At 61.9% G+C, this 17,940-nt stretch carries 18 protein-coding genes; 14 read left to right on the forward strand and 4 right to left on the reverse strand.

What is annotated here, in order from left to right; genetic code table 11:
- Positions 1–25: 25 nt before the first annotated feature.
- Both ACSSV3_RS09495 and ACSSV3_RS09500 read right to left on the reverse strand, forming a co-directional pair.
- Entirely contained in the window at positions 26–937 is a 912-nt protein-coding gene (locus tag ACSSV3_RS09495) for a polyprenyl synthetase family protein (protein ID WP_354324910.1), read from the reverse strand.
- 4 nt (positions 938–941) lie between these two features.
- Entirely contained in the window at positions 942–1,235 is a 294-nt protein-coding gene (locus ACSSV3_RS09500; RefSeq protein ID WP_354324908.1) for an exodeoxyribonuclease VII small subunit, read from the reverse strand.
- Positions 1,236–1,319: 84 nt separating this feature from the next.
- On the opposite strand from ACSSV3_RS09500, the gene ACSSV3_RS09505 reads away from it, so the two are divergent.
- The 3 genes from ACSSV3_RS09505 to purL are packed head-to-tail and all read left to right on the forward strand — an operon-like array spanning position 1,320 to position 4,687.
- Entirely contained in the window at positions 1,320–1,727 is a 408-nt protein-coding gene (locus ACSSV3_RS09505) for a DUF2177 family protein (RefSeq protein WP_354324906.1), read from the forward strand.
- 1 nt (position 1,728) lies between these two features.
- A complete protein-coding gene (locus tag ACSSV3_RS09510) occupies positions 1,729–2,403 on the forward strand; it encodes a hypothetical protein (protein WP_354324905.1) in 675 nt (224 codons plus the stop codon).
- Positions 2,404–2,431: 28 nt separating this feature from the next.
- On the forward strand, positions 2,432–4,687 hold the full coding sequence (gene purL / locus ACSSV3_RS09515) for a phosphoribosylformylglycinamidine synthase subunit PurL (protein WP_354324904.1): 2,256 nt from the start codon (positions 2,432–2,434) through the stop codon (positions 4,685–4,687).
- Between the two features lie 42 nt (positions 4,688–4,729).
- Here the strand turns inward: purL and ACSSV3_RS09520 are convergent, their stop codons facing one another.
- Both ACSSV3_RS09520 and serB read right to left on the reverse strand, forming a co-directional pair.
- Positions 4,730–5,566, reverse strand: a complete 837-nt coding sequence (locus ACSSV3_RS09520) for a Coq4 family protein (protein ID WP_354324902.1) — start codon at positions 5,564–5,566, stop codon at positions 4,730–4,732.
- Positions 5,567–5,703: 137 nt separating this feature from the next.
- Positions 5,704–6,588, reverse strand: a complete 885-nt coding sequence (serB, locus tag ACSSV3_RS09525; protein WP_354324900.1) for a phosphoserine phosphatase SerB — start codon at positions 6,586–6,588, stop codon at positions 5,704–5,706.
- On the opposite strand from serB, the gene miaA reads away from it, so the two are divergent.
- The 11 genes from miaA (at position 6,581) to ACSSV3_RS09580 (ending at position 17,910) form a co-directional block, all read left to right on the forward strand.
- Positions 6,581–7,537, forward strand: a complete 957-nt coding sequence (gene miaA / locus ACSSV3_RS09530) for a tRNA (adenosine(37)-N6)-dimethylallyltransferase MiaA (protein WP_354324898.1) — start codon at positions 6,581–6,583, stop codon at positions 7,535–7,537. The genes serB and miaA overlap by 8 nt on opposite strands.
- Positions 7,538–7,670: 133 nt before the next feature.
- Positions 7,671–9,470, forward strand: a complete 1,800-nt coding sequence (gene ilvB / locus ACSSV3_RS09535) for a biosynthetic-type acetolactate synthase large subunit (RefSeq protein WP_354324896.1) — start codon at positions 7,671–7,673, stop codon at positions 9,468–9,470.
- A 26-nt stretch (positions 9,471–9,496) separates the two neighbouring features.
- Complete coding sequence (gene ilvN / locus ACSSV3_RS09540; protein ID WP_354324895.1) at positions 9,497–10,012, forward strand: acetolactate synthase small subunit; 516 nt, start codon at positions 9,497–9,499, stop codon at positions 10,010–10,012.
- A gap of 3 nt (positions 10,013–10,015) precedes the next feature.
- Positions 10,016–10,435 (forward strand): hypothetical protein, encoded by a 420-nt coding sequence (locus ACSSV3_RS09545; protein ID WP_354324894.1) that lies wholly within the window; start codon positions 10,016–10,018, stop codon positions 10,433–10,435.
- Complete coding sequence (gene ilvC, locus ACSSV3_RS09550; protein ID WP_354324892.1) at positions 10,432–11,451, forward strand: ketol-acid reductoisomerase; 1,020 nt, start codon at positions 10,432–10,434, stop codon at positions 11,449–11,451. The genes ACSSV3_RS09545 and ilvC overlap by 4 nt, the downstream gene beginning before the upstream one ends.
- 70 nt (positions 11,452–11,521) lie before the next feature.
- On the forward strand, positions 11,522–12,184 hold the full coding sequence (locus tag ACSSV3_RS09555) for a YceI family protein (protein ID WP_354324891.1): 663 nt from the start codon (positions 11,522–11,524) through the stop codon (positions 12,182–12,184).
- A gap of 45 nt (positions 12,185–12,229) precedes the next feature.
- Positions 12,230–13,378, forward strand: coding sequence for an alpha-hydroxy acid oxidase (locus ACSSV3_RS09560; RefSeq protein WP_354324889.1), 1,149 nt, complete (start codon positions 12,230–12,232; stop codon positions 13,376–13,378).
- A gap of 76 nt (positions 13,379–13,454) precedes the next feature.
- Complete coding sequence (locus tag ACSSV3_RS09565; protein WP_354324887.1) at positions 13,455–13,919, forward strand: hypothetical protein; 465 nt, start codon at positions 13,455–13,457, stop codon at positions 13,917–13,919.
- Between the two features lie 194 nt (positions 13,920–14,113).
- The gene (gene leuA / locus ACSSV3_RS09570) at positions 14,114–15,802 is read left to right on the forward strand and encodes a 2-isopropylmalate synthase (RefSeq protein WP_354324886.1); all 1,689 of its coding nucleotides are present in this window, start codon (positions 14,114–14,116) and stop codon (positions 15,800–15,802) included.
- Positions 15,803–15,877: 75 nt separating this feature from the next.
- A complete protein-coding gene (locus tag ACSSV3_RS09575; RefSeq protein WP_354324884.1) occupies positions 15,878–16,660 on the forward strand; it encodes a DUF2189 domain-containing protein in 783 nt (260 codons plus the stop codon).
- A 188-nt stretch (positions 16,661–16,848) separates the two neighbouring features.
- The gene (locus ACSSV3_RS09580) at positions 16,849–17,910 is read left to right on the forward strand and encodes an amidohydrolase family protein (protein ID WP_354324883.1); all 1,062 of its coding nucleotides are present in this window, start codon (positions 16,849–16,851) and stop codon (positions 17,908–17,910) included.
- Positions 17,911–17,940: the final 30 nt, after the last annotated feature.

Consider the following 17,940-nt stretch of genomic DNA (forward strand, 5'->3'; position numbering starts at 1 on the left):
TGTGGTCCTCTCTTGTGCGCTGGGCCTAGCTCTCGCGCTCAACGATGTAGCGAGCGAGCGAGCGCAGAATATCAGCCTCGGCCCCGTGTCCGGCAAGACGAACAACCGCCTGATCAACTAACGCGCGCGCCTGTTCGCGGGCTTTATCGACCCCCATCAGCGTCACGAAGGTCTGCTTGCCCTGCGCTGCATCCTTGCGCAGCGCCTTGCCCGCCTTGTCCGCATCACCTTCGACATCGAGCAGATCGTCGGCAATCTGGAACGCCAGACCAATGTCGCGGGCATAGGCGCGCAAATGGGTTCGGCCCTCTGGATGCACGCGTCCCAGAATCGCGCCCATTTCCACACTGGCGCTCAACAGCGCGCCGGTTTTCAACTGTTGCAGCCGGGTGATGCTGTGCAGATCATAGGTCACGCCCTCTTCATCGGCGGCCATGTCCATCATTTGTCCACCCGCCATGCCGTGCATACCCGACGCTTGCCCAAGCGTTGCGATCAGCTCGCTGCGGATGAACGGGTCTTCGCTGGTATCACTGCCAGCCAAAATCTCGAATGCAAGCGCGTGGAGCGCGTCTCCGGCGAGCACGGCGGTCGCTTCGTCAAAGGCTTTGTGCACCGTTGGCTTGCCACGCCGTAGATCGTCATTATCCATACACGGCAGATCATCGTGGATCAGCGAATAGACATGGATCGCCTCGATCGCCGCGCCTGCCCGCAGCGCCGCATCGCGCGATACGCCGAACAGGCTGGCGGTGCTGACAACCAGCAGCGGGCGCACCCGCTTGCCCCCGCCGATGGCAGCATAGCGCATCGCTTCAACCAGACGCGCACTGGTATCAGCGGGCACGGGCAGCAAGGCATCAAACAGCGAATCAATATCGGATTGAATGTTTGAGATCGCGTCGCTCAGCCGATCCCCGATGGCCCCCACCTGCATTACTTCAGCTTTCCGTGTCGAACGCTTGGGTGCCCGATGTGCGGCCATCAGCGGCAGTGACGATCTTCTCGATCCGCGCCTGCGCCGCATCAAGCCGCCGCTGGCACGCCGCGCGCAAAGCCTCCCCGCGTTCATACAGGCTGATCGACTGATCGAGCGGCACGTCCCCACGCTCAAGCTGCTGCACGATCCCTTCGAGCGCGGCGAGCGCCTGTTCGAAAGTCATCTGCGAGATATCCGGCCCGGCGGCTAGTGATGCGGCCAGTGATGCGTCTGGTGATGTTGTGCCCTCGTCCATACCCGCGAGCATTGACGGGACGTGCGAGCGCGGTCAAGGCTACCGATCAAGCGCGGCAAAATCGAAACAGGAAATTGCACCAATATGCTGAAGTGGATCATCGCCTATGGGACTGCGGCGGTTGCCTTTGGCGTGCTGGATGCGATCTGGCTGCGCTGGGCGTCGGGCAATCTCTATCGTCCGGTGATTGGCGATATCATGGCCAAGGATTTCAACATCGTCGCGGCAGGCGTATTTTACTTCATCTACCTTGCGGGGATGACATGGTTCGCGATCAAACCCGGCATTGAAAGCGGCACAGTGCAAGCTGCGTTGCTCAACGGCATCCTGCTCGGCGCATTGTGCTACGCCACCTTCGATCTGACATCGCAGGCTGTGTTCAAGGTCTGGGCAACGCATATCAGCGTGCTCGACATCCTCTGGGGCGCTTTTGCGACCGGCGTGGCGAGCGCGGTTGCAACATGGGTCGTCCTGCGTTTCGCGCCCGCCTGATATGTTCATCGGTCACTTCGCCCCGGCGTTTATCGCCGCCGCTGTCAGCCCGCAAAGCCCGCGGCTGGGAACGCTATTTGTTGCCGCGCAACTGGTTGACTGGGGTTTTTTCGCGCTAGCGTTGATCGGTGTGGAAAAGTTGCGGGTCGATCCCGAGGCGAGCGTGATGGTGCCGCTCGATCTTTACCATATGCCCTATACCCATAGCCTGATTGGGGCCGGGATCTGGGCGCTGGCGTGCCTTGCTGTGGTGGCGATCCTGCACCGCAATGTGTTTGCCGGACTGATGGCGGGGCTGGTGGTGGTATCGCACTGGCTGCTTGATTGGGTGGTGCACGTGCCCGATCTGACGCTGAACGGGCAACCACCCAAATTCGGGCTGGGGTTGTGGGATTATCCGTGGGTGGCGATCCCGCTCGAACTCGCGCTGACTTTGGGCGCATTCGCATTCTATCTGCGCCGCACGCGCGGGCCTGCGGGGCCGCCAGCGGTGTTGCTGGGCGTGTTGCTGCTGCTTCAGGCGGTCAACTGGTTTGGCCCCCACCCCGAAGCGGCAGGCCCGTTCCTGTTTGTGCAAGCGTTGATTGCGTTCGCCATTCTGACCGCGTTGGCGGCCTGGGTGGGGGAGAATCGCTGGCTCAAGAAACGCGGCGACTTGGCCTTCGCGCTCCAGTAATCTAGGGCGCTGCGCAAGGAGCCCCAGCATGACCGCAATCACCCCCGAAATCGTCGAACAGCACGGCCTTTCGCCGGAGGAATATGCACGAGTGCTCAGCGCGCTGGGGCGAGAGCCGAACCTTGTCGAACTCGGCATTTTTTCGGTGATGTGGTCTGAACATTGCAGCTACAAATCGTCGCGCCTGCATCTGAAGAAACTCCCCACCGAAGCGCCTTGGGTGATCTGCGGGCCGGGCGAAAACGCGGGCGTGATCGACATCGGGGACGGGCCTGATGGACAAAAGCTGGCGGCGATCTTCAAGATGGAGAGCCACAACCACCCCAGCTACATTGAACCCTATCAGGGCGCGGCGACCGGGGTGGGCGGCATTCTGCGCGATGTCTTCACCATGGGCGCGCGCCCGATCGCCAATGCCAATGCACTGCGGTTCGGGCGGCCCGAACATCCCAAGATGAAACATCTGGTGCAGGGCGTGGTCGCGGGAATCGGCGGCTACGGCAACTGCGTCGGCGTGCCGACAGTGGCGGGGGAAACCAATTTCCACCCCGCCTATGATGGCAATATCCTGGTCAACGCGATGACCGTCGGCGTCGCCAATGCTGACAAGATTTTCTATTCCGCCGCCACCGGGGTCGGCAATCCGATTGTCTATGTCGGTTCCAAGACCGGGCGTGACGGGATCCACGGCGCAACCATGGCCAGCGCCGACTTTGGCGACGATACCGAGGCCAAGCGCCCCACGGTGCAGGTTGGCGATCCCTTCACCGAAAAGCTGCTGATCGAAGCCTGCCTCGAACTGATGGCGACCGATGCGATTGTCGCGATTCAGGATATGGGCGCAGCGGGCCTCACCTCCTCTTCGGTCGAAATGGCCACCAACGGCAAGGCTGGCATCCGGCTCGACATGAACATGGTGCCCTGCCGCGAAGCAGGCATGACGCCGTATGAAATGATGCTGAGCGAAAGCCAGGAGCGGATGCTCATGGTGCTCAAACCCGGCAAGGAACCAATGGCCGAGGCGATCTTCCGCAAGTGGGAACTTGATTTCGCGGTGATCGGCGAAGTTACCGATACCGGACACATGGTGCTTGAATTCAATGGCGAAGTCGTGTGCGACATCCCGCTCGGCCCGCTTGCCGCTGATGCGCCGCTGTATGACCGGCCTTATCTCTCCAAAGAAGAATACAAAGTCTGGGCCGGGGTCAAACCGCTCGCCGAAGTGCCCGCCAGCGATGATATCGCGGCTGACCTGCTGGCGATGATGGGCTCGCCCGATCTCGCCTCGCGCCGCTGGATTGCCGAGCAATACGATTCGCAGGTGGGCGGCGATACGCTCCAGACCGGCGGCGATGCGGGCGTGGTGCGGGTGCATGGGACGGGTAAGGCGCTCGCCATCACCACCGATTGCACCCCGCGTTACGTGTTTGCCGATCCCTACGAAGGCGGCAAGCAAGCCATTGCCGAGGCCTACCGCAATCTGTGCGCAGTTGGCGCGCGGCCGTTGGCGGTGACCAATTGCCTCAACTTCGCCAATCCGCAGCGCCCCGAAATCATGGCGCAGATCGTCCACGCCCTCGAAGGCATGGGCGATGCCTGCCGCGCGTTGGATTTCCCGATCGTGAGCGGCAACGTCAGCCTCTACAACGAATCGAAGGCGACCGGCGGCGGCTCTGCGATCCTGCCCACCCCGGCGATTGGCGGGGTCGGCATCATCAATGATCTGTCAAAGATGATGACGATGCATTTCAAACAGGCAGGCGATGCGATCTATCTGGTCGGGCCGGAGTTCTGGGCCAAGCCCGATCCGACCCGCTCGCATCTGGGGCAGTCGCTATGGCTGCGCTTGATCAAAGGCCGCGAGGAAGGCCGCACCCCGCCGACTGACCTGACCATCGAGCGCAATGCCGGCGCGATCATCCACGAATTGATCGCCGATGGGCTGGTCAATGCGGTGCATGATCTCAGCGATGGCGGGCTGGCAGTGGCGCTGGCCGAAATGGCGCTGGCGGGCGGGATTGGTGCGGACGCCGATCTGGCGGGCAACCCCGATTACACCCCCGCGCAGTGGTGGTTTGGCGAGGATCAGGGCCGCTATCTCGTGACGGTGCCCGATGTCGAAGCGTTGAACGCGGCGCTCGCCAAGGGCACACGCGACGAAGACACCGCGCAGATTGGCTTCCAGCGCATCGGCACGGTTGGCGGCGATCATGTGCTGGGCGTGCCGCTCAACGAATTGCGCGCGGCGAACCAGCGGTTTTTTGCAGAATGGATGGAGGGGTAAGAACTGTATCCTCGACCGCTTGCGGAGCGACCGGAGCGCCGCTTATGCAGCGACCAATTCGCCCTCGTCCCGCTTGGTGGCGAGCAGATCATAGGGGTCAATCCCCTCGGCCTGCCAGATGCGGTGACATTCGCGATATTTGGTCGGCTGCGGGATGCGCAAGCTTGCGCGGACATCCTCGAGCGGGCGGGTCAGCAATTCGCGGATCGGCTGCGCCATCAACGACGGCGCGCCCTTGCCAGTGCGATGCGCCTGACGCACGGCCCCAAACACCGGGGCATCGCTGCCCTTCACCATCTTCTTGATATTGGCCGCGCCCGCATAGCCAATCAGCAGGTGCCCCTGACTGGGTGATTGGCCGTGCGTGAACAGCAGCACACATTGTTCGCCCAAGGCATCGCGGCCATAGCCGGTCAGCACGTGGAACAGATCATGCGTGTCGCGCGAACGGTTGATGAACCATTCGACCAGATCGGGATATCTGGGCCGCCCGAGCCGATCGGATTCGGCCACCAGACCCGCTGCAGACAGGCCTTCGGACTCCATGAAATCGCAATAGGCGTGGGCCAGACTGCCCTTGGCAGTGCGCCTCAACGTCGCGTGATCGTCAAGGATTTCAGGCAGGTTCGGTTCGGTGCTGCGCAGGTGTTCGCCGTGTGGCGACATGGTGAAATCACGCACGCGTTCCATAAACCCGCGCGATGGCAGCGATTCGAAAATCTTGAAGACAAGGCTGGTGTCTTCCTTGTCCTTCAGCAGCGCCTGAAAACTGCGCACCGCGCGCAGCGGGCGATATTGCGCCTGCGGGCGATCAGGGTGCCGCAAAACGGTGCCATCAGCAGCGAAGATATTGCTGTATTTGTCTGAAGATGCGGTCATTTGCGGTCTGTTCCTGCGGGTCAGTTATTGCGAGCTATCGATACAGACTGCCAGAGCCTGCTTACATTTGTGTAAATAACAGATTCGCGTCTTGTATCAAAACCCTTTTTGCACCCCATGCCGACGCGCCCCCGAAATCAGACCGCCCGCCAGTCAGAGCGGGGAATGCCGAGCAGGCTCAGCACCGCAGTCAAATCACCGCGATCGACCCGGCCATTGGCAGCACTGCGCGCCTTGGGTTTGGCGCGGTAGGCAAAGCCGTAGGTCGCGGCCGCGATCAGCGGGATATCATTGGCGCCGTCACCGGTGGCCAGACTATGCGCGCCCTCACCCATCGCCGCCAGTTCGTCGCGCAAGACAGCTGCCTTGACCGCGCTATCGGTGATCGGGCCGATCAGCCCGCCGGTGAGCCTGCCGCCTTCAACCGCCAATCGATTGCCCACCACCCGTTCAAACCCCAGCATTTCCGCGACCGGGTCAGCGAAATGGTGAAATCCGCCCGTCACCAGCACCGTTCGCGTGCCCAGCGCCGCCAGCGTTGCGACCAGCGTGGCCGCACCCGGCGTTGGCGTGATCCGCTCGGCAAGGCACTTGCGAATCGCGCTTTCATCGAGCCCTTCGAGCAAGGCGACCCGTTCGCGCAGCGCCGCCTCGAAATCGATCTCGCCCTGCATCGCGCGTTCGGTAATCGCGGCGATCTGCGGTTTGATCCCGGCGTAATCGGCCAGTTCATCGATGCATTCCTGCCCGATCATGGTCGAATCCATGTCGGAAACGAACAGGCGTGGCACCATAATCGGGGCATCGCTGACCAGCATATCGGCAGGCGCAAACACTTGATCAATCGCGCCCAGCACCGCCGCCGCGTCGCCGCCATCAAACTGCAATTCCAGCACATTTCCGCCGTCGGCTGGCAATGCCGCGGCGGTGAGCGGCATCCCGGCCTCTGCCAATTGCACAGCCAGCGTATCGAGACGCGTTTCACATTCGTCCGTCTCTGCTATCAGCCGCGCAATGAGCATTCTGTCTTCTCCATCAGCACCGGTCGCGCTCATCGCAGGGCCGACCGCCAGCGGCAAGAGCGCGATTGCAGTCGCCCTCGCCCATCGTCTCGCACAGGCCGGGCGGCGCGGCGTGGTGATCAACGCCGACAGCGCGCAGGTCTATGCCGATCTGCGCGTCCTGTCCGCCCGCCCCTCCGATGCTGAGATGGAGGGCGTCGAACACCGCCTGTTCGGCGCGTGGGACGGGGCAGAGGCGTGTTCGGCAGCGGCGTGGGCCGCGCGCGCCAAGGCCGAAATCGAAGATTGCCATGCGGCGGGCGCGGTGCCCATTCTGGTCGGCGGAACCGGGCTGTATCTCAGGGTGCTGCTCGAAGGGATTGCCCCGATCCCGCCGATTGATCCCGATGTGCGTGCGATGGTGCGCGCCCTGCCCGATGATGGCGCTTACAAGCTGCTCCAGATCGAAGACCCGTTGCGCGCCACCGAACTTGCACCGGCTGATCGTCAGCGCATCGCCCGCGCGCTGGAGGTCAAGCGTTCGACCGGGGTGACGTTGGCCGATTGGCAAATGGCCAAGGCGGGCGGGATTGGCGATGATATCGACCTGCACCCGCTGGTGCTGATGCCCGACCGAACGTGGCTATATGAAAGGTGCGACCTGCGGTTCGCGGCGATGTTGCAGGCGGGCGCGGTGGCCGAGGTTGAGGCGCTGCTGGCGCGCGGGCTTGACCCCGATCTGCCGGTGATGCGTGCCATCGGGGTGCCGGAAATCGCCGCATTTCTGGCCGATCAGTTGACCCGCGAAGCGATGATTGCCGCCGGGCAGCAGGCCACCCGCAATTATGCGAAGCGGCAATTTACCTGGTTCCGGCGGCAAGTGCCCGAAGATTGGGCGCGGGCGAATATCGGCCATGAATCCGAAACTGTCGATATTGAGCCTTATTTTGCATCATTATTGCGTAATTAATGGTTGACTTATCAGATTGTAACCGATAGCGCCACCTGAAATCGGTCCGGTGCGGTCCCCTGCATCGGGCCGGTTTCTTTGTTAAGGCCGCGCCCCTCGCCGCTAAATCACGCGCATCGCAATGGAGTTTCCCGTGTCTGCCTCGCCAAATTCTGCATCATCGCCGCCCGCCCCCCTCAGCGGCGCGGCCATTCTGGTGCAGAGCCTGGTCGAACAGGGGGTCGAATTCGTGTTCGGCTATCCGGGCGGCGCGGTGCTGCCGATCTATGATGAGCTGTTCGGCGATGCCCATGGGCCGGGGCATATCCGTCACATCCTTGTCCGCCACGAAGCGGGCGCAGTCCACGCGGCAGAAGGTTACGCCCGCGCCACGGGCAAGCCCGGCGTTGTGCTGGTCACATCCGGCCCCGGCGCGACCAATGCGATCACCGGAATCGCAGATGCGTGGATGGATTCGATCCCGCTGGTGGTGATCACCGGCCAAGTGCCAACCGCGCTGATCGGCACCGACGCATTTCAGGAAGCTGACACGGTCGGCATCACCCGCCACTGCACCAAGCATAATTATCTGGTCAAAGACCCGGCTGATCTGGCCGCGACGATCAAGGAAGCGTTCCTGATCGCCACCACTGGCAGGCCCGGCCCGGTGGTGATCGATATTCCCAAGGATGTGCAGATCGCGGTGCCATCGCAGCGTCGCGCGCTGGCGCGGGCGGGCGCGCATCGTTACGCCCCGCAGACCGTCGCCCCGCCCGAACAGATTGTCGAAGCGGTCGAGATGATCGCCAAGGCAGAGCGCCCGATTTTCTATACCGGCGGCGGGGTGATCAATTCCGGGCCTGAGGCGAGCCATCTGCTGCGCCAATTGCAGGATATCACCGGCGCGCCCGTCACCTCTACGCTGATGGGGCTTGGCGCGTTTCCCTCAAAGCATCCCGATTGGCTGGGGATGCTGGGGATGCACGGCACGTTTGAAGCCAATATGGCGATGAACAAGTGCGACGTGATGGTGTGCATCGGCGCGCGGTTTGATGATCGTGTGACCGGCAGGCTCGACGCGTTCTCGCCCAACTCCAAGAAAATCCACATCGATATCGACCGTTCTTCGATCAACAAGACGGTGCCGGTCGACATGGGCATTGTCGGTGATTGCGGCACGGTGCTGGCGCAGATGATCGAGGCTTGGGGCAAACGTCAGGCGCAGGATCTGGGCGAATGGAAGGCGCGGATTGCAGGCTGGCGGGCACGCGAATGTCTTGCTTACCCCGAACGTTCGGCCAAGCATCCTGGCATGATCATGCCGCAAAAGGCGGTTGAGCGGCTCTATGCCCTCACCCACGAACGCGCGCCGATCATCACCACCGAAGTTGGCCAGCATCAGATGTGGGCGGCGCAGTATTTCGGATTTGAAGACCCCAACAAATGGCTCACCTCTGGCGGGCTCGGCACGATGGGTTACGGCCTGCCCGCCGCCATCGGCGCGCAATTGGGCCACCCCGATGCGCTGGTGATCGACATTGCGGGCGAAGCCAGCATTCAGATGAACATCCAGGAACTCGGCACCGCGTCGCAATACCGCCTGCCGGTCAAGGTGTTCATCCTCAATAACGAATACATGGGCATGGTTCGCCAGTGGCAGGAACTGACCTATGAAAGCCGCTATTCGAACTCCTATTCTGACAGCCTCCCCGATTTCGTCCGCCTAGCCGAAGCCTACGGGTGGAAAGGCATCCGCATCCACGATGAAAGCGATCTGGACGAAGGCATCGCCGCCATGCTGGCCCATGATGGCCCGGTGATGGTCGATTGTCTGGTCGCGCAGGATGCCAACTGCCTGCCGATGATCCCATCGGGCGCAGCGCATACCGAGATGATGCTGTATGGCGACGCGGTTGGCGGCACCATGGATGACGAAGCCAAGGCGCTGGTCTAGGCACCGCTTCAGGGAAAGTTTGTAGCATGAAAATCACCGAAGCAGCCTCGGAACGCCACGTGCTCGCCGTGATGGTCGATAATGAGCCGGGGATCCTTGCCAAGATCACCGGGCTGTTCACCGCGCGCGGGTATAATATCGACAGCCTGACCGTGGCCGATATTACCGAAGATCACGCGGTCAGCCGCATCACCATCGTCACCAACGGCCCGCCGCAGGTGATTGACCAGATTGAAGCGCAGCTGGAACGGCTGGTGCCGGTCCACAAAGTCACCGATCTCACCACCGCCGGGCCTCACGTTGAGCGCGAACTCGCCCTCATCAAGGTCACCGGCACAGGCGAAAAGCGCGTCGAGGCGCTCCGCCTCGCCGACATTTTCCGCGCGCGCCCCGTGGACACCACCACTGAAAGCTTCATCTTCGAAATCACCGGCCCGCCCGACAAGGTCGACAGCTTCATCGCGCTGATGCGCGAACTGGGGCTGGTCGAGGTCGGCCGCACCGGGATTGTGGGCATGATGCGCGGGGCGCAGGGGGCCTGAACAGTGCGTAAAGTTATCTGCGTTGTAGGGTTTTTATTGGTCGCTTGCGGACAGACTTCTCAAGAAGAAATCTTCAAAAAAGAGGTTGAGACTGCAATTTTACTCGATCTGAAGGATCCAGATTCGGCTCAGTTTCGCTACGGCCCGTATGACATTTTTCCCGAACTGAAACTCGCGTGCGGGGAGGTGAACTCCAAAAACTCGTTCGGCGGCTATACTGGATTTCAGCGATTTGTTTTCGACAACGGATCGATAGCCTTTCAGGAAGGCGACACTGACGTATTTGTGTCACAGCTGAATAAATGCACCGACGCCGTAAAGAGGCAAACAGAACAGACGCTCAACAACCTTGATAAAACCGATCCAGAGGCCGCAGCTAAATTGCGGACTGAAAACGAACAGACCGGAGAAACTAAGAAATGAAAGTCTACTACGACGCCGACGCCGATCTCAATCTGATCAAGCCCAAGAAGGTCGCGATCGTCGGCTATGGCTCGCAGGGCCACGCCCACGCCCAGAACCTGCGCGACAGCGGCGTGGCCGAAGTCGCCATCGCCCTGCGTGAAGGCTCGGCCACCGCGAAGAAGGTCGAGGCTGCAGGCTTCACGGTGCTGTCCAACACGGAAGCGGCCAAGTGGGCCGACCTCATCATGATCCTCGCGCCCGATGAACATCAGGCCGCGATCTGGGAGAACGACATCAAGGGCCACATGAAGCCGGGCAGCGCGCTCGCTTTCGCGCACGGCCTCAACGTCCATTTCGGCCTGATCGAACCGCCCGCCGATATCGACGTCATCATGATCGCGCCCAAGGGCCCGGGCCACACGGTCCGCAGTGAATATGTGAAGGGCGGCGGGGTGCCCTGCCTGATCGCGATCCATCAGGACGCGAGCGGTGCGGCGCATGATGTGGCGCTGGCCTATGCCTCTGCCGTTGGCGGCGGGCGTTCGGGTATCATCGAAACCAACTTCCGCGAGGAATGCGAAACCGATCTGTTCGGCGAACAGGCGGTGCTGTGTGGCGGGATCACCCACCTGATCCAGGCCGGGTTCGAAACGCTGGTCGAAGCCGGTTACGCCCCCGAAATGGCCTATTTCGAATGCCTGCACGAAACCAAGCTGATCGTCGATCTGCTGTATGAAGGCGGCATCGCCAATATGCGCTATTCGATCAGCAATACTGCCGAATATGGCGACATCACCACCGGCCCGCGCATCATCACGGCTGAAACCAAGGCTGAAATGAAGCGCGTGCTTGACGATATTCAGTCGGGCCGGTTCGTGAAGAACTTCGTGCTCGATAACCGCGCCGGACAGCCGGAACTGAAAGCCGCTCGCAAGCGTGCCGAGGCCCACCCGATCGAACAGACCGGGGCAAAGCTGCGCGCGATGATGCCGTGGATCAGCGCCAACAAGCTGGTCGACAAGGCGAAAAACTGAAAGGCCCAGCGCGGCATATTTGTGTTACATCGGGAATTGGGATTGAGAATCAACAGGAGGCCGATTCCCGATGAAACGCTTTACATTTGCCGCTACAGCCGCCGCCATCCTCGCCGTTGCAACCGGCGGCGTTGTGGCTGCGCCCGCGATCTTTGCGCAGGGCGCATCGCAAATGCCCGGCGTGCAGGACACCGCGCGCGTCACCGCAGGCACCTATGCGGTTGACCCTGCGCACACGCTGGTCGGCTGGAATGTCAGCCATTTCGGCTTCAACGATTATTTCGGCCTGTTCGGCAATATCACCGGATCAATGGTGATTGACCCGGCCAATATCGAAGCCGCGACATTTGATATTGCGATTCCGATTGCCGAAGTGACCCTCGCCAGTGAAGGCCTCAAGAACCACCTGCTGCGCCCGGGCAAGGATGGGGCTGAACCCGATTTCTTCGGCGCAGAACCGGGCATGGCCAAATTCACCTCAACCAAGGTGGTGAAGACCGGCGACACGTCGGCCAATGTGGTGGGCGACCTGACGATCAACGGCAAAACCGCGCCGGTCATGCTGGCGGTTGAGTTTGTCGGCGCAGGGGCCAACCCATTCAACAAGAAAGAAACAGTCGGCTTTCATGCCCGCGCGGTGATGGATCGCACCCAGTGGGACATCAATTACGGCGCTCCGTTTGTGGGCACGGACGTGGAACTGACCATCAGTGCCGCGTTCGAAAAGCAGTAAGCCCCCCTCGACAGCATCCCGGCAATCGGGCAGTCCATCGCGACGATGCGCCTGTCCGATTGCCACAATATCGATGATTTCCGCAGGCTGGCACAGGCGCGCCTGCCCTTCCCCGTTTTCGATTATATTGACGGCGCGGCGGATGATGAATTGACCAAGGCGCGCAACACGGCGGCGTTTGATACGGTCGATCTGGTGCCTGATGTGCTGGCGGGTGTTGGTGAAATCGACACCTCCTGCACCATCCTTGGCCGCCGTTCGGCGCTACCTCTGATGCTCTCCCCCACCGCCGTGCAGCGCGCGTTTCACTGGCAGGGTGAAACCGCCGTTGCCAAGGCAGCAGAGAAGTTCGGCCTGTGGTTCGGCATTTCCAGCCTCGCCACCCGCAGCATCGAGGAAATCGCGGCGCTGACCAGCGGGCCGAAGCTGTTCCAGCTCTATGTCCACAAGGACAAAGGGCTGAATACCCACATGATCGAACGCTGTCAGGCCGCGAAGTTCGATGCGCTGGCATTGACGGTCGACACCATCGTTTCGGGCAAGCGCGAACGGTGCCTGCGCAGCGGCTTCACCACCCCGCCGCGCTTTACCCCGGCCAGCATCATCAGTTACGCCGCCCGCCCGCGCTGGACACTGGATTATCTGCTGCGCGAAAAGTTCCGCCTGCCCAACCTCGATACTCACGTGCGCGAGGGCAGCAGCGAAGCGCTGAGCATCGCGGATTATTTCAACACCATGCTCGACACCGCAATGGATTGGGACACAGCCGCCGCGATCCGCGAACAATGGGGCGGCACCTTTGTGCTCAAGGGCGTGATGAGCGCAGGGGATGCGCGCCGCGCGGTTGAAATCGGCGCGGATGCGATCATGGTATCGAACCACGGCGGAAGGCAATTGGATGGCAGCCGTGCGCCCTTCGACCAACTTCCCGAAATTGTTGACGCCGTGGGCGGCCAGATCGAGATAATCTGCGATGGCGGCATTCGGCGCGGCACCCATGTGATGAAGGCATTGTGCAGCGGCGCGGGCGCGGCATCGGGGGGCAGGCTCTACCTCTACGCGCTGGCAGCGGCGGGTCAGGAAGGGGTCGAGCGCGCTCTAGGCATCCTCAAGGACGAGATCGAGCGCGGGATGCGGTTGATGGGCGTGACGCGGGTGGATCAGCTCACCCATGATCGACTGCGCCAGCGATAGTGCATGGTTGAATGTCATAAATGGGTAACGCAAGACGCGCTTTGACGCTGACGCCGTTTCAACAGGGAACCACCCCATGACCAGTCTTGCCGATATTCTGCGCGCCGCACCCCTCGCCCTCGCCGTCATCACGCTCGGCGCGTGCGGAAGCAATGCCGATCAGCCCGCCAATGATGCCGATAGCTTTGCCGCGCGGATTGGCAGCGGAGAGGCTGGCCCTGCCCCAGCCCCCAACCCTGCCGCGACCGTCGCGCCAACCATCGCTACGCCTCTGCCCGGAGCGGCCCCCGGCCCATTTGCTCCTGGCACGCTGACCGATCCTGCCTCGGCCAATTGCGGCGCAAATCTGATGGGGCCGTTCATTGGCAAGCTCGCCGATCAACCGACGCGGGTGGAAATCATCACCGCGCTGGGCCGCAACGACAATCTGCGCTTTGTCCCCTTTGGCAGCATTGGCACCGTCAACCCCGATCCCACCAACCCGCGCCTTTCGATCATGCTCGATGCGCAGAACATCATCCGCGATGCGCGCTGCGGGTAATTTGCACAGGGACAATCCCGGCTTGCACAGGCAGGGATTATCGGCAAAGAATGAAATCATGACGCGGAACGCATCGCTGCTGCTTCGACTTATGCGCCCTTGGGCGTAGGTTGCCGCGCGCACGGATGGCGCGGCGCCCTTCCCAAGGGTAACTGCCGCAGCTTTCCTATCTCTCCCGCGAAAAGCCTTTTTTCATGACCATGCTCAAAAATCCTGCCGTCAAATACTGCCCGTTCGGCCAGATCAACCTGCCCGACCGCCAATGGCCTTCGCGCCTGATTGATAAAGCCCCGCGCTGGCTTTCGACCGATCTGCGCGATGGCAACCAATCGATCATCGACCCGATGGATGCGGTGAAGAAACGCCGGTTCTTCGATCTGCTGGTCGAAATCGGGGTAAAGGAAATCGAAGTCGGCTTCCCCAGCGCTGGTGCGACCGAGTTCGATTTCATATCCGGCCTCGTCCAATCGGACGCGATCCCCGAAGATGTGATCGTTCAGGTGCTGACCCAGAGCCGCGAAGACCTGATCCGCACCAGCTTTGCCAGCCTTGCAGGCGCGCGCACCGCCATCGTCCATCTGTATAACGCAGTCAGCCCGGCATGGCGCGACATCGTGTTCCGGATGAGTAAGGACGAGGTGAAAGCCATCGCCGTAGCCGGTGCCAAGGTGATGCGCGACGAAGCCGCCCGGCGCCCGGATACAGACTGGCATTTCCAGTATTCACCCGAAACATTCTCCACCGCAGAGCTCGATTTTTCGATCGAGGTTTGTGCCGCGGTGATGGAGGTTCTGGCCCCCACGCCCGAACGCCCGATCATCCTCAACCTGCCCGCCACGGTTGAGGCGGCGACGCCCAACATCTACGCCGATCAGATCGAATATTTCGCCCGCCACCTGCCGAACAGGGAAAGCGCGGTGCTTTCCTTGCATACCCACAATGATCGCGGCACCGGGGTCGCGGCGGCGGAATTGGGGCTGATGGCGGGGGCCGACCGCGTGGAAGGCTGCCTGTTCGGCAATGGCGAGCGCACCGGCAATTGCTGCCTCGTGACAATGGCGCTTAACCTTTACACCCAAGGGGTCGACCCCGGCCTCGATTTCTCCGACATCGACCGGGTGATCGAAACGGTGACCTATTGCAACGACCTGCCCGTTCACCAACGCCACCCCTATGGCGGCGAACTGGTTTACACCGCCTTTTCCGGTAGCCATCAAGACGCGATCAAGAAGGGTTTCGAAGCGCGCGAAACCCAGAATGACGAAGGCTGGCGCGTGCCCTATCTGCCGATTGATCCGGCTGATCTGGGCCGCAATTACGAAGCGGTGATCCGCGTCAATTCCCAATCCGGCAAAGGCGGGTTCGCCTGGGTGCTGGAGAAGGATCAGGGCCTCAAGCTGCCCAAGAAAATGCAGGCCGATTTCTCGCGCCACGTGCAGCAGGTTGCGGATGAGCTGGGGCGCGAATTGAACGCCGCCGATATCTGGGATGCGTTCCGCCGTGCCTATCATGTGCAAACCCACCCCAAGCACTTCCAGCTTGTGCGCTACGAGGAAAGCCGCGCATCCGATGGCACGCGGATATTCGCCGGAACAATCGCGGTGAGCGGTCAGGAACAGAGCGTTTCGGGGCGCGGCAACGGGTTGATTTCCAGCGTGATGGGCACCCTGCGTGAAGCCTTCGGGGTGGATATCGAAGTGGTCGATTACACCGAACACGCGCTGGGAACAGGGACTGACGCGCGCGCGGCGGCTTACCTTGAATGCCGCGCGGTAGATGGCCGCACCATCTGGGGCTGCGGAATCGATGAAGACATCGCCACCGCCAGCGTGCGCGCGGTGCTTTCCGCGGCCAATGCGGCGGTTGTCACGCCCACCTCCTGATCGTCCGGCCGCTTGCGCCGCGACGATTTTGCGCGCAACTATTGCCGGGTTGACCACTGGGAGGAGAGGCCCGCGATGGAGACGCTGGAACAGGACGAGGCTGCGCCCGCCCCCGCACCGCCGCAGGTTGCAGATGATCTGGCCTGGGGCGATCTTGCCCATGCGCTTGCCGCCGGTTGGCGTGATTTTCTGGCCATGCCGCAGTTCGGCCTGTTTTTCGGCGGGGTCTATGTGCTGGCCGGCCTTGCGATTGGCTGGACAGCCTTATCGGCAAGCGAACCTGGCTGGCTGATCCCGGCGATAGCGGGCTTTCCGCTGATAGCGCCGTTCATCGCGGTCGGCTTTTACGAGGCAAGCCGCAGGCGGGAACTGGCAGAGCCGCTGTCGTGGCGCGCAGTGTTCGGCGCGCTCAGGGGCCACGGTGATGAACAGATTCTGTCGATGGGGGTGATCGTATTCGTCGCCTTTTCGTTCTGGATGATCGTGGCGCACGGCATCTTTGCGGTGTTTATGGCGGAAAGCGGAATGGGCGGCGAATCGATAGCGGCGCTCGTCACCCCGGCGGGGCTGATGATGCTGGCGGTGGGCAGCGCGGTCGGCGCGGTGATGGCCTTTGCCTTTTACGCGATGACGGTGATCAGCCTGCCGATGCTGGTGGAACGCCAGGTCGATTTCCTCACCGCGATCATTGCCAGTTTCAAGGTGGTGCGCAGCAATTTTGCCGTGATGATCGGCTGGGCGGCGATTATCGCCGCGCTGTTGTTTGCGGCGATGGTGCCGGTATTCCTCGGCCTGCTGGTGGCGTTACCCGTGCTAGGCCATGCCACTTGGCATATTTATCGCCGCGCCGTGATCTGATTTCCTACCACAGCCCGCGCCGTTATAGAATGGGGCATGACGCAGCGCCTTTTTCACCTTAGGGATGACCAAAATCACTGGCGCGGGCGCGCTTGGGCGGGGCATATGGCAGGGCCGCTTTTTACGGCCAGGACTGTGTCACATGTGTCTCCAACACACTGCGTGTGCGCCGGGCAAGGGAGAGAGCAATGACACCTGCGAATCGCAACGCCGAGGATATCCTCGAACCCGATTTGGCGATCATCGACCCGCACCACCACCTGTGGGATCTGCGGCCGATGATCCCGATGTTTCCCGAGCCGCACCATCCCTTTATCGCCACACTGGTCGATAATGCGCACTACACCTTCGATCAGCTCAACGCCCACCTCGCCAGCGGGCACAACATCATCGGCACGGTCTTCATGGAATGCGGCGCGTTTTACAACGCGGCCTATGGCGATGCGTTGAAGACGGTGGGTGAGGTGGAATTCGTCAATGGTGTCGCGGCGCAATCGGCGAGCGGGCTGTATGGGCCGGGCCGGGCCTGCGCGGGGATTATCGGCCATGCTGATCTGACGCTGGGAAGCGGCGCGGGCGAAGTGCTCGACGCGCTCACCACGGTCGCCCCGCACCGGTTCCGGGGCATCCGCCATCAAGGCGCGTGGGATGCTGACCCGCAGGTGCTCGGCCCGCCATTCCATGCACCGCAAGGGCTGTACCGGGACGCGACCTTTCGCGCAGGGTTTGCCGAACTGGGCAAGCGCGGGCTGACGTTTGATGCCTGGGTGCTCGAACCGCAGCTACCTGACGTGATCGATCTGGCGCGCGCCTTTCCCGATCAGCCGATCTGCCTTGACCATTGCGGAACGCCGTTGGGGGTGGCGGCTTACAAGGGCAGGCTGCACGAAAGGTTCGACATCTGGCGTCGCCATATCCACGAGCTTGCACAATGCGAAAACGTGGTGGTCAAGCTTGGCGGGCTGGCGATGGCGTTCTGCGCCCTGCCCGAAGATGGCCCGGCAGCAGGCCACGGGTCGGAACACCTCGCCGCCTTGTGGCGTCCCTATATCGAAACCTGCATCGAAGTCTTCGGGCCGCACCGCGCGATGTTCGAAAGCAACTACCCGGTCGATTACTGGGGCGCGGACTATGCGGTGCTGTGGAACGCCTTCAAACGCCTCACCCGGTCAGCCAGCGCGGACGAAAAGGCTGCGCTGTTTGCGGGGACAGCGGCGCGGTTTTACGGGATCGAAGACCTGCTCGCCTGACGCGCAAGCTCTTTTCCAAATTGCTACTTG

The organism is Porphyrobacter sp. MBR-49 (assembly GCF_053628655.1).

What these genes read in the sequence shown, in the direction of transcription:
- ACSSV3_RS09495 (WP_354324910.1), bottom strand. Translation starts at nt 937, where the DNA reads ATGCAGGTGGGGGCCATCGGGGATCGGCTGAGCGACGCGATCTCAAAC.
- ACSSV3_RS09500 (WP_354324908.1), bottom strand. Translation starts at nt 1,235, where the DNA reads ATGGACGAGGGCACAACATCACCAGACGCATCACTGGCCGCATCACTA.
- ACSSV3_RS09505 (WP_354324906.1), top strand. Translation starts at nt 1,320, where the DNA reads ATGCTGAAGTGGATCATCGCCTATGGGACTGCGGCGGTTGCCTTTGGC.
- ACSSV3_RS09510 (WP_354324905.1), top strand. Translation starts at nt 1,729, where the DNA reads ATGTTCATCGGTCACTTCGCCCCGGCGTTTATCGCCGCCGCTGTCAGC.
- purL (WP_354324904.1), top strand. Translation starts at nt 2,432, where the DNA reads ATGACCGCAATCACCCCCGAAATCGTCGAACAGCACGGCCTTTCGCCG.
- ACSSV3_RS09520 (WP_354324902.1), bottom strand. Translation starts at nt 5,566, where the DNA reads ATGACCGCATCTTCAGACAAATACAGCAATATCTTCGCTGCTGATGGC.
- miaA (WP_354324898.1), top strand. Translation starts at nt 6,581, where the DNA reads ATGAGCATTCTGTCTTCTCCATCAGCACCGGTCGCGCTCATCGCAGGG.
- serB (WP_354324900.1), bottom strand. Translation starts at nt 6,588, where the DNA reads ATGCTCATTGCGCGGCTGATAGCAGAGACGGACGAATGTGAAACGCGT.
- ilvN (WP_354324895.1), top strand. Translation starts at nt 9,497, where the DNA reads ATGAAAATCACCGAAGCAGCCTCGGAACGCCACGTGCTCGCCGTGATG.
- ilvC (WP_354324892.1), top strand. Translation starts at nt 10,432, where the DNA reads ATGAAAGTCTACTACGACGCCGACGCCGATCTCAATCTGATCAAGCCC.
- ACSSV3_RS09555 (WP_354324891.1), top strand. Translation starts at nt 11,522, where the DNA reads ATGAAACGCTTTACATTTGCCGCTACAGCCGCCGCCATCCTCGCCGTT.
- ACSSV3_RS09560 (WP_354324889.1), top strand. Translation starts at nt 12,230, where the DNA reads ATGCGCCTGTCCGATTGCCACAATATCGATGATTTCCGCAGGCTGGCA.
- ACSSV3_RS09565 (WP_354324887.1), top strand. Translation starts at nt 13,455, where the DNA reads ATGACCAGTCTTGCCGATATTCTGCGCGCCGCACCCCTCGCCCTCGCC.
- leuA (WP_354324886.1), top strand. Translation starts at nt 14,114, where the DNA reads ATGACCATGCTCAAAAATCCTGCCGTCAAATACTGCCCGTTCGGCCAG.
- ACSSV3_RS09575 (WP_354324884.1), top strand. Translation starts at nt 15,878, where the DNA reads ATGGAGACGCTGGAACAGGACGAGGCTGCGCCCGCCCCCGCACCGCCG.
- ACSSV3_RS09580 (WP_354324883.1), top strand. Translation starts at nt 16,849, where the DNA reads ATGACACCTGCGAATCGCAACGCCGAGGATATCCTCGAACCCGATTTG.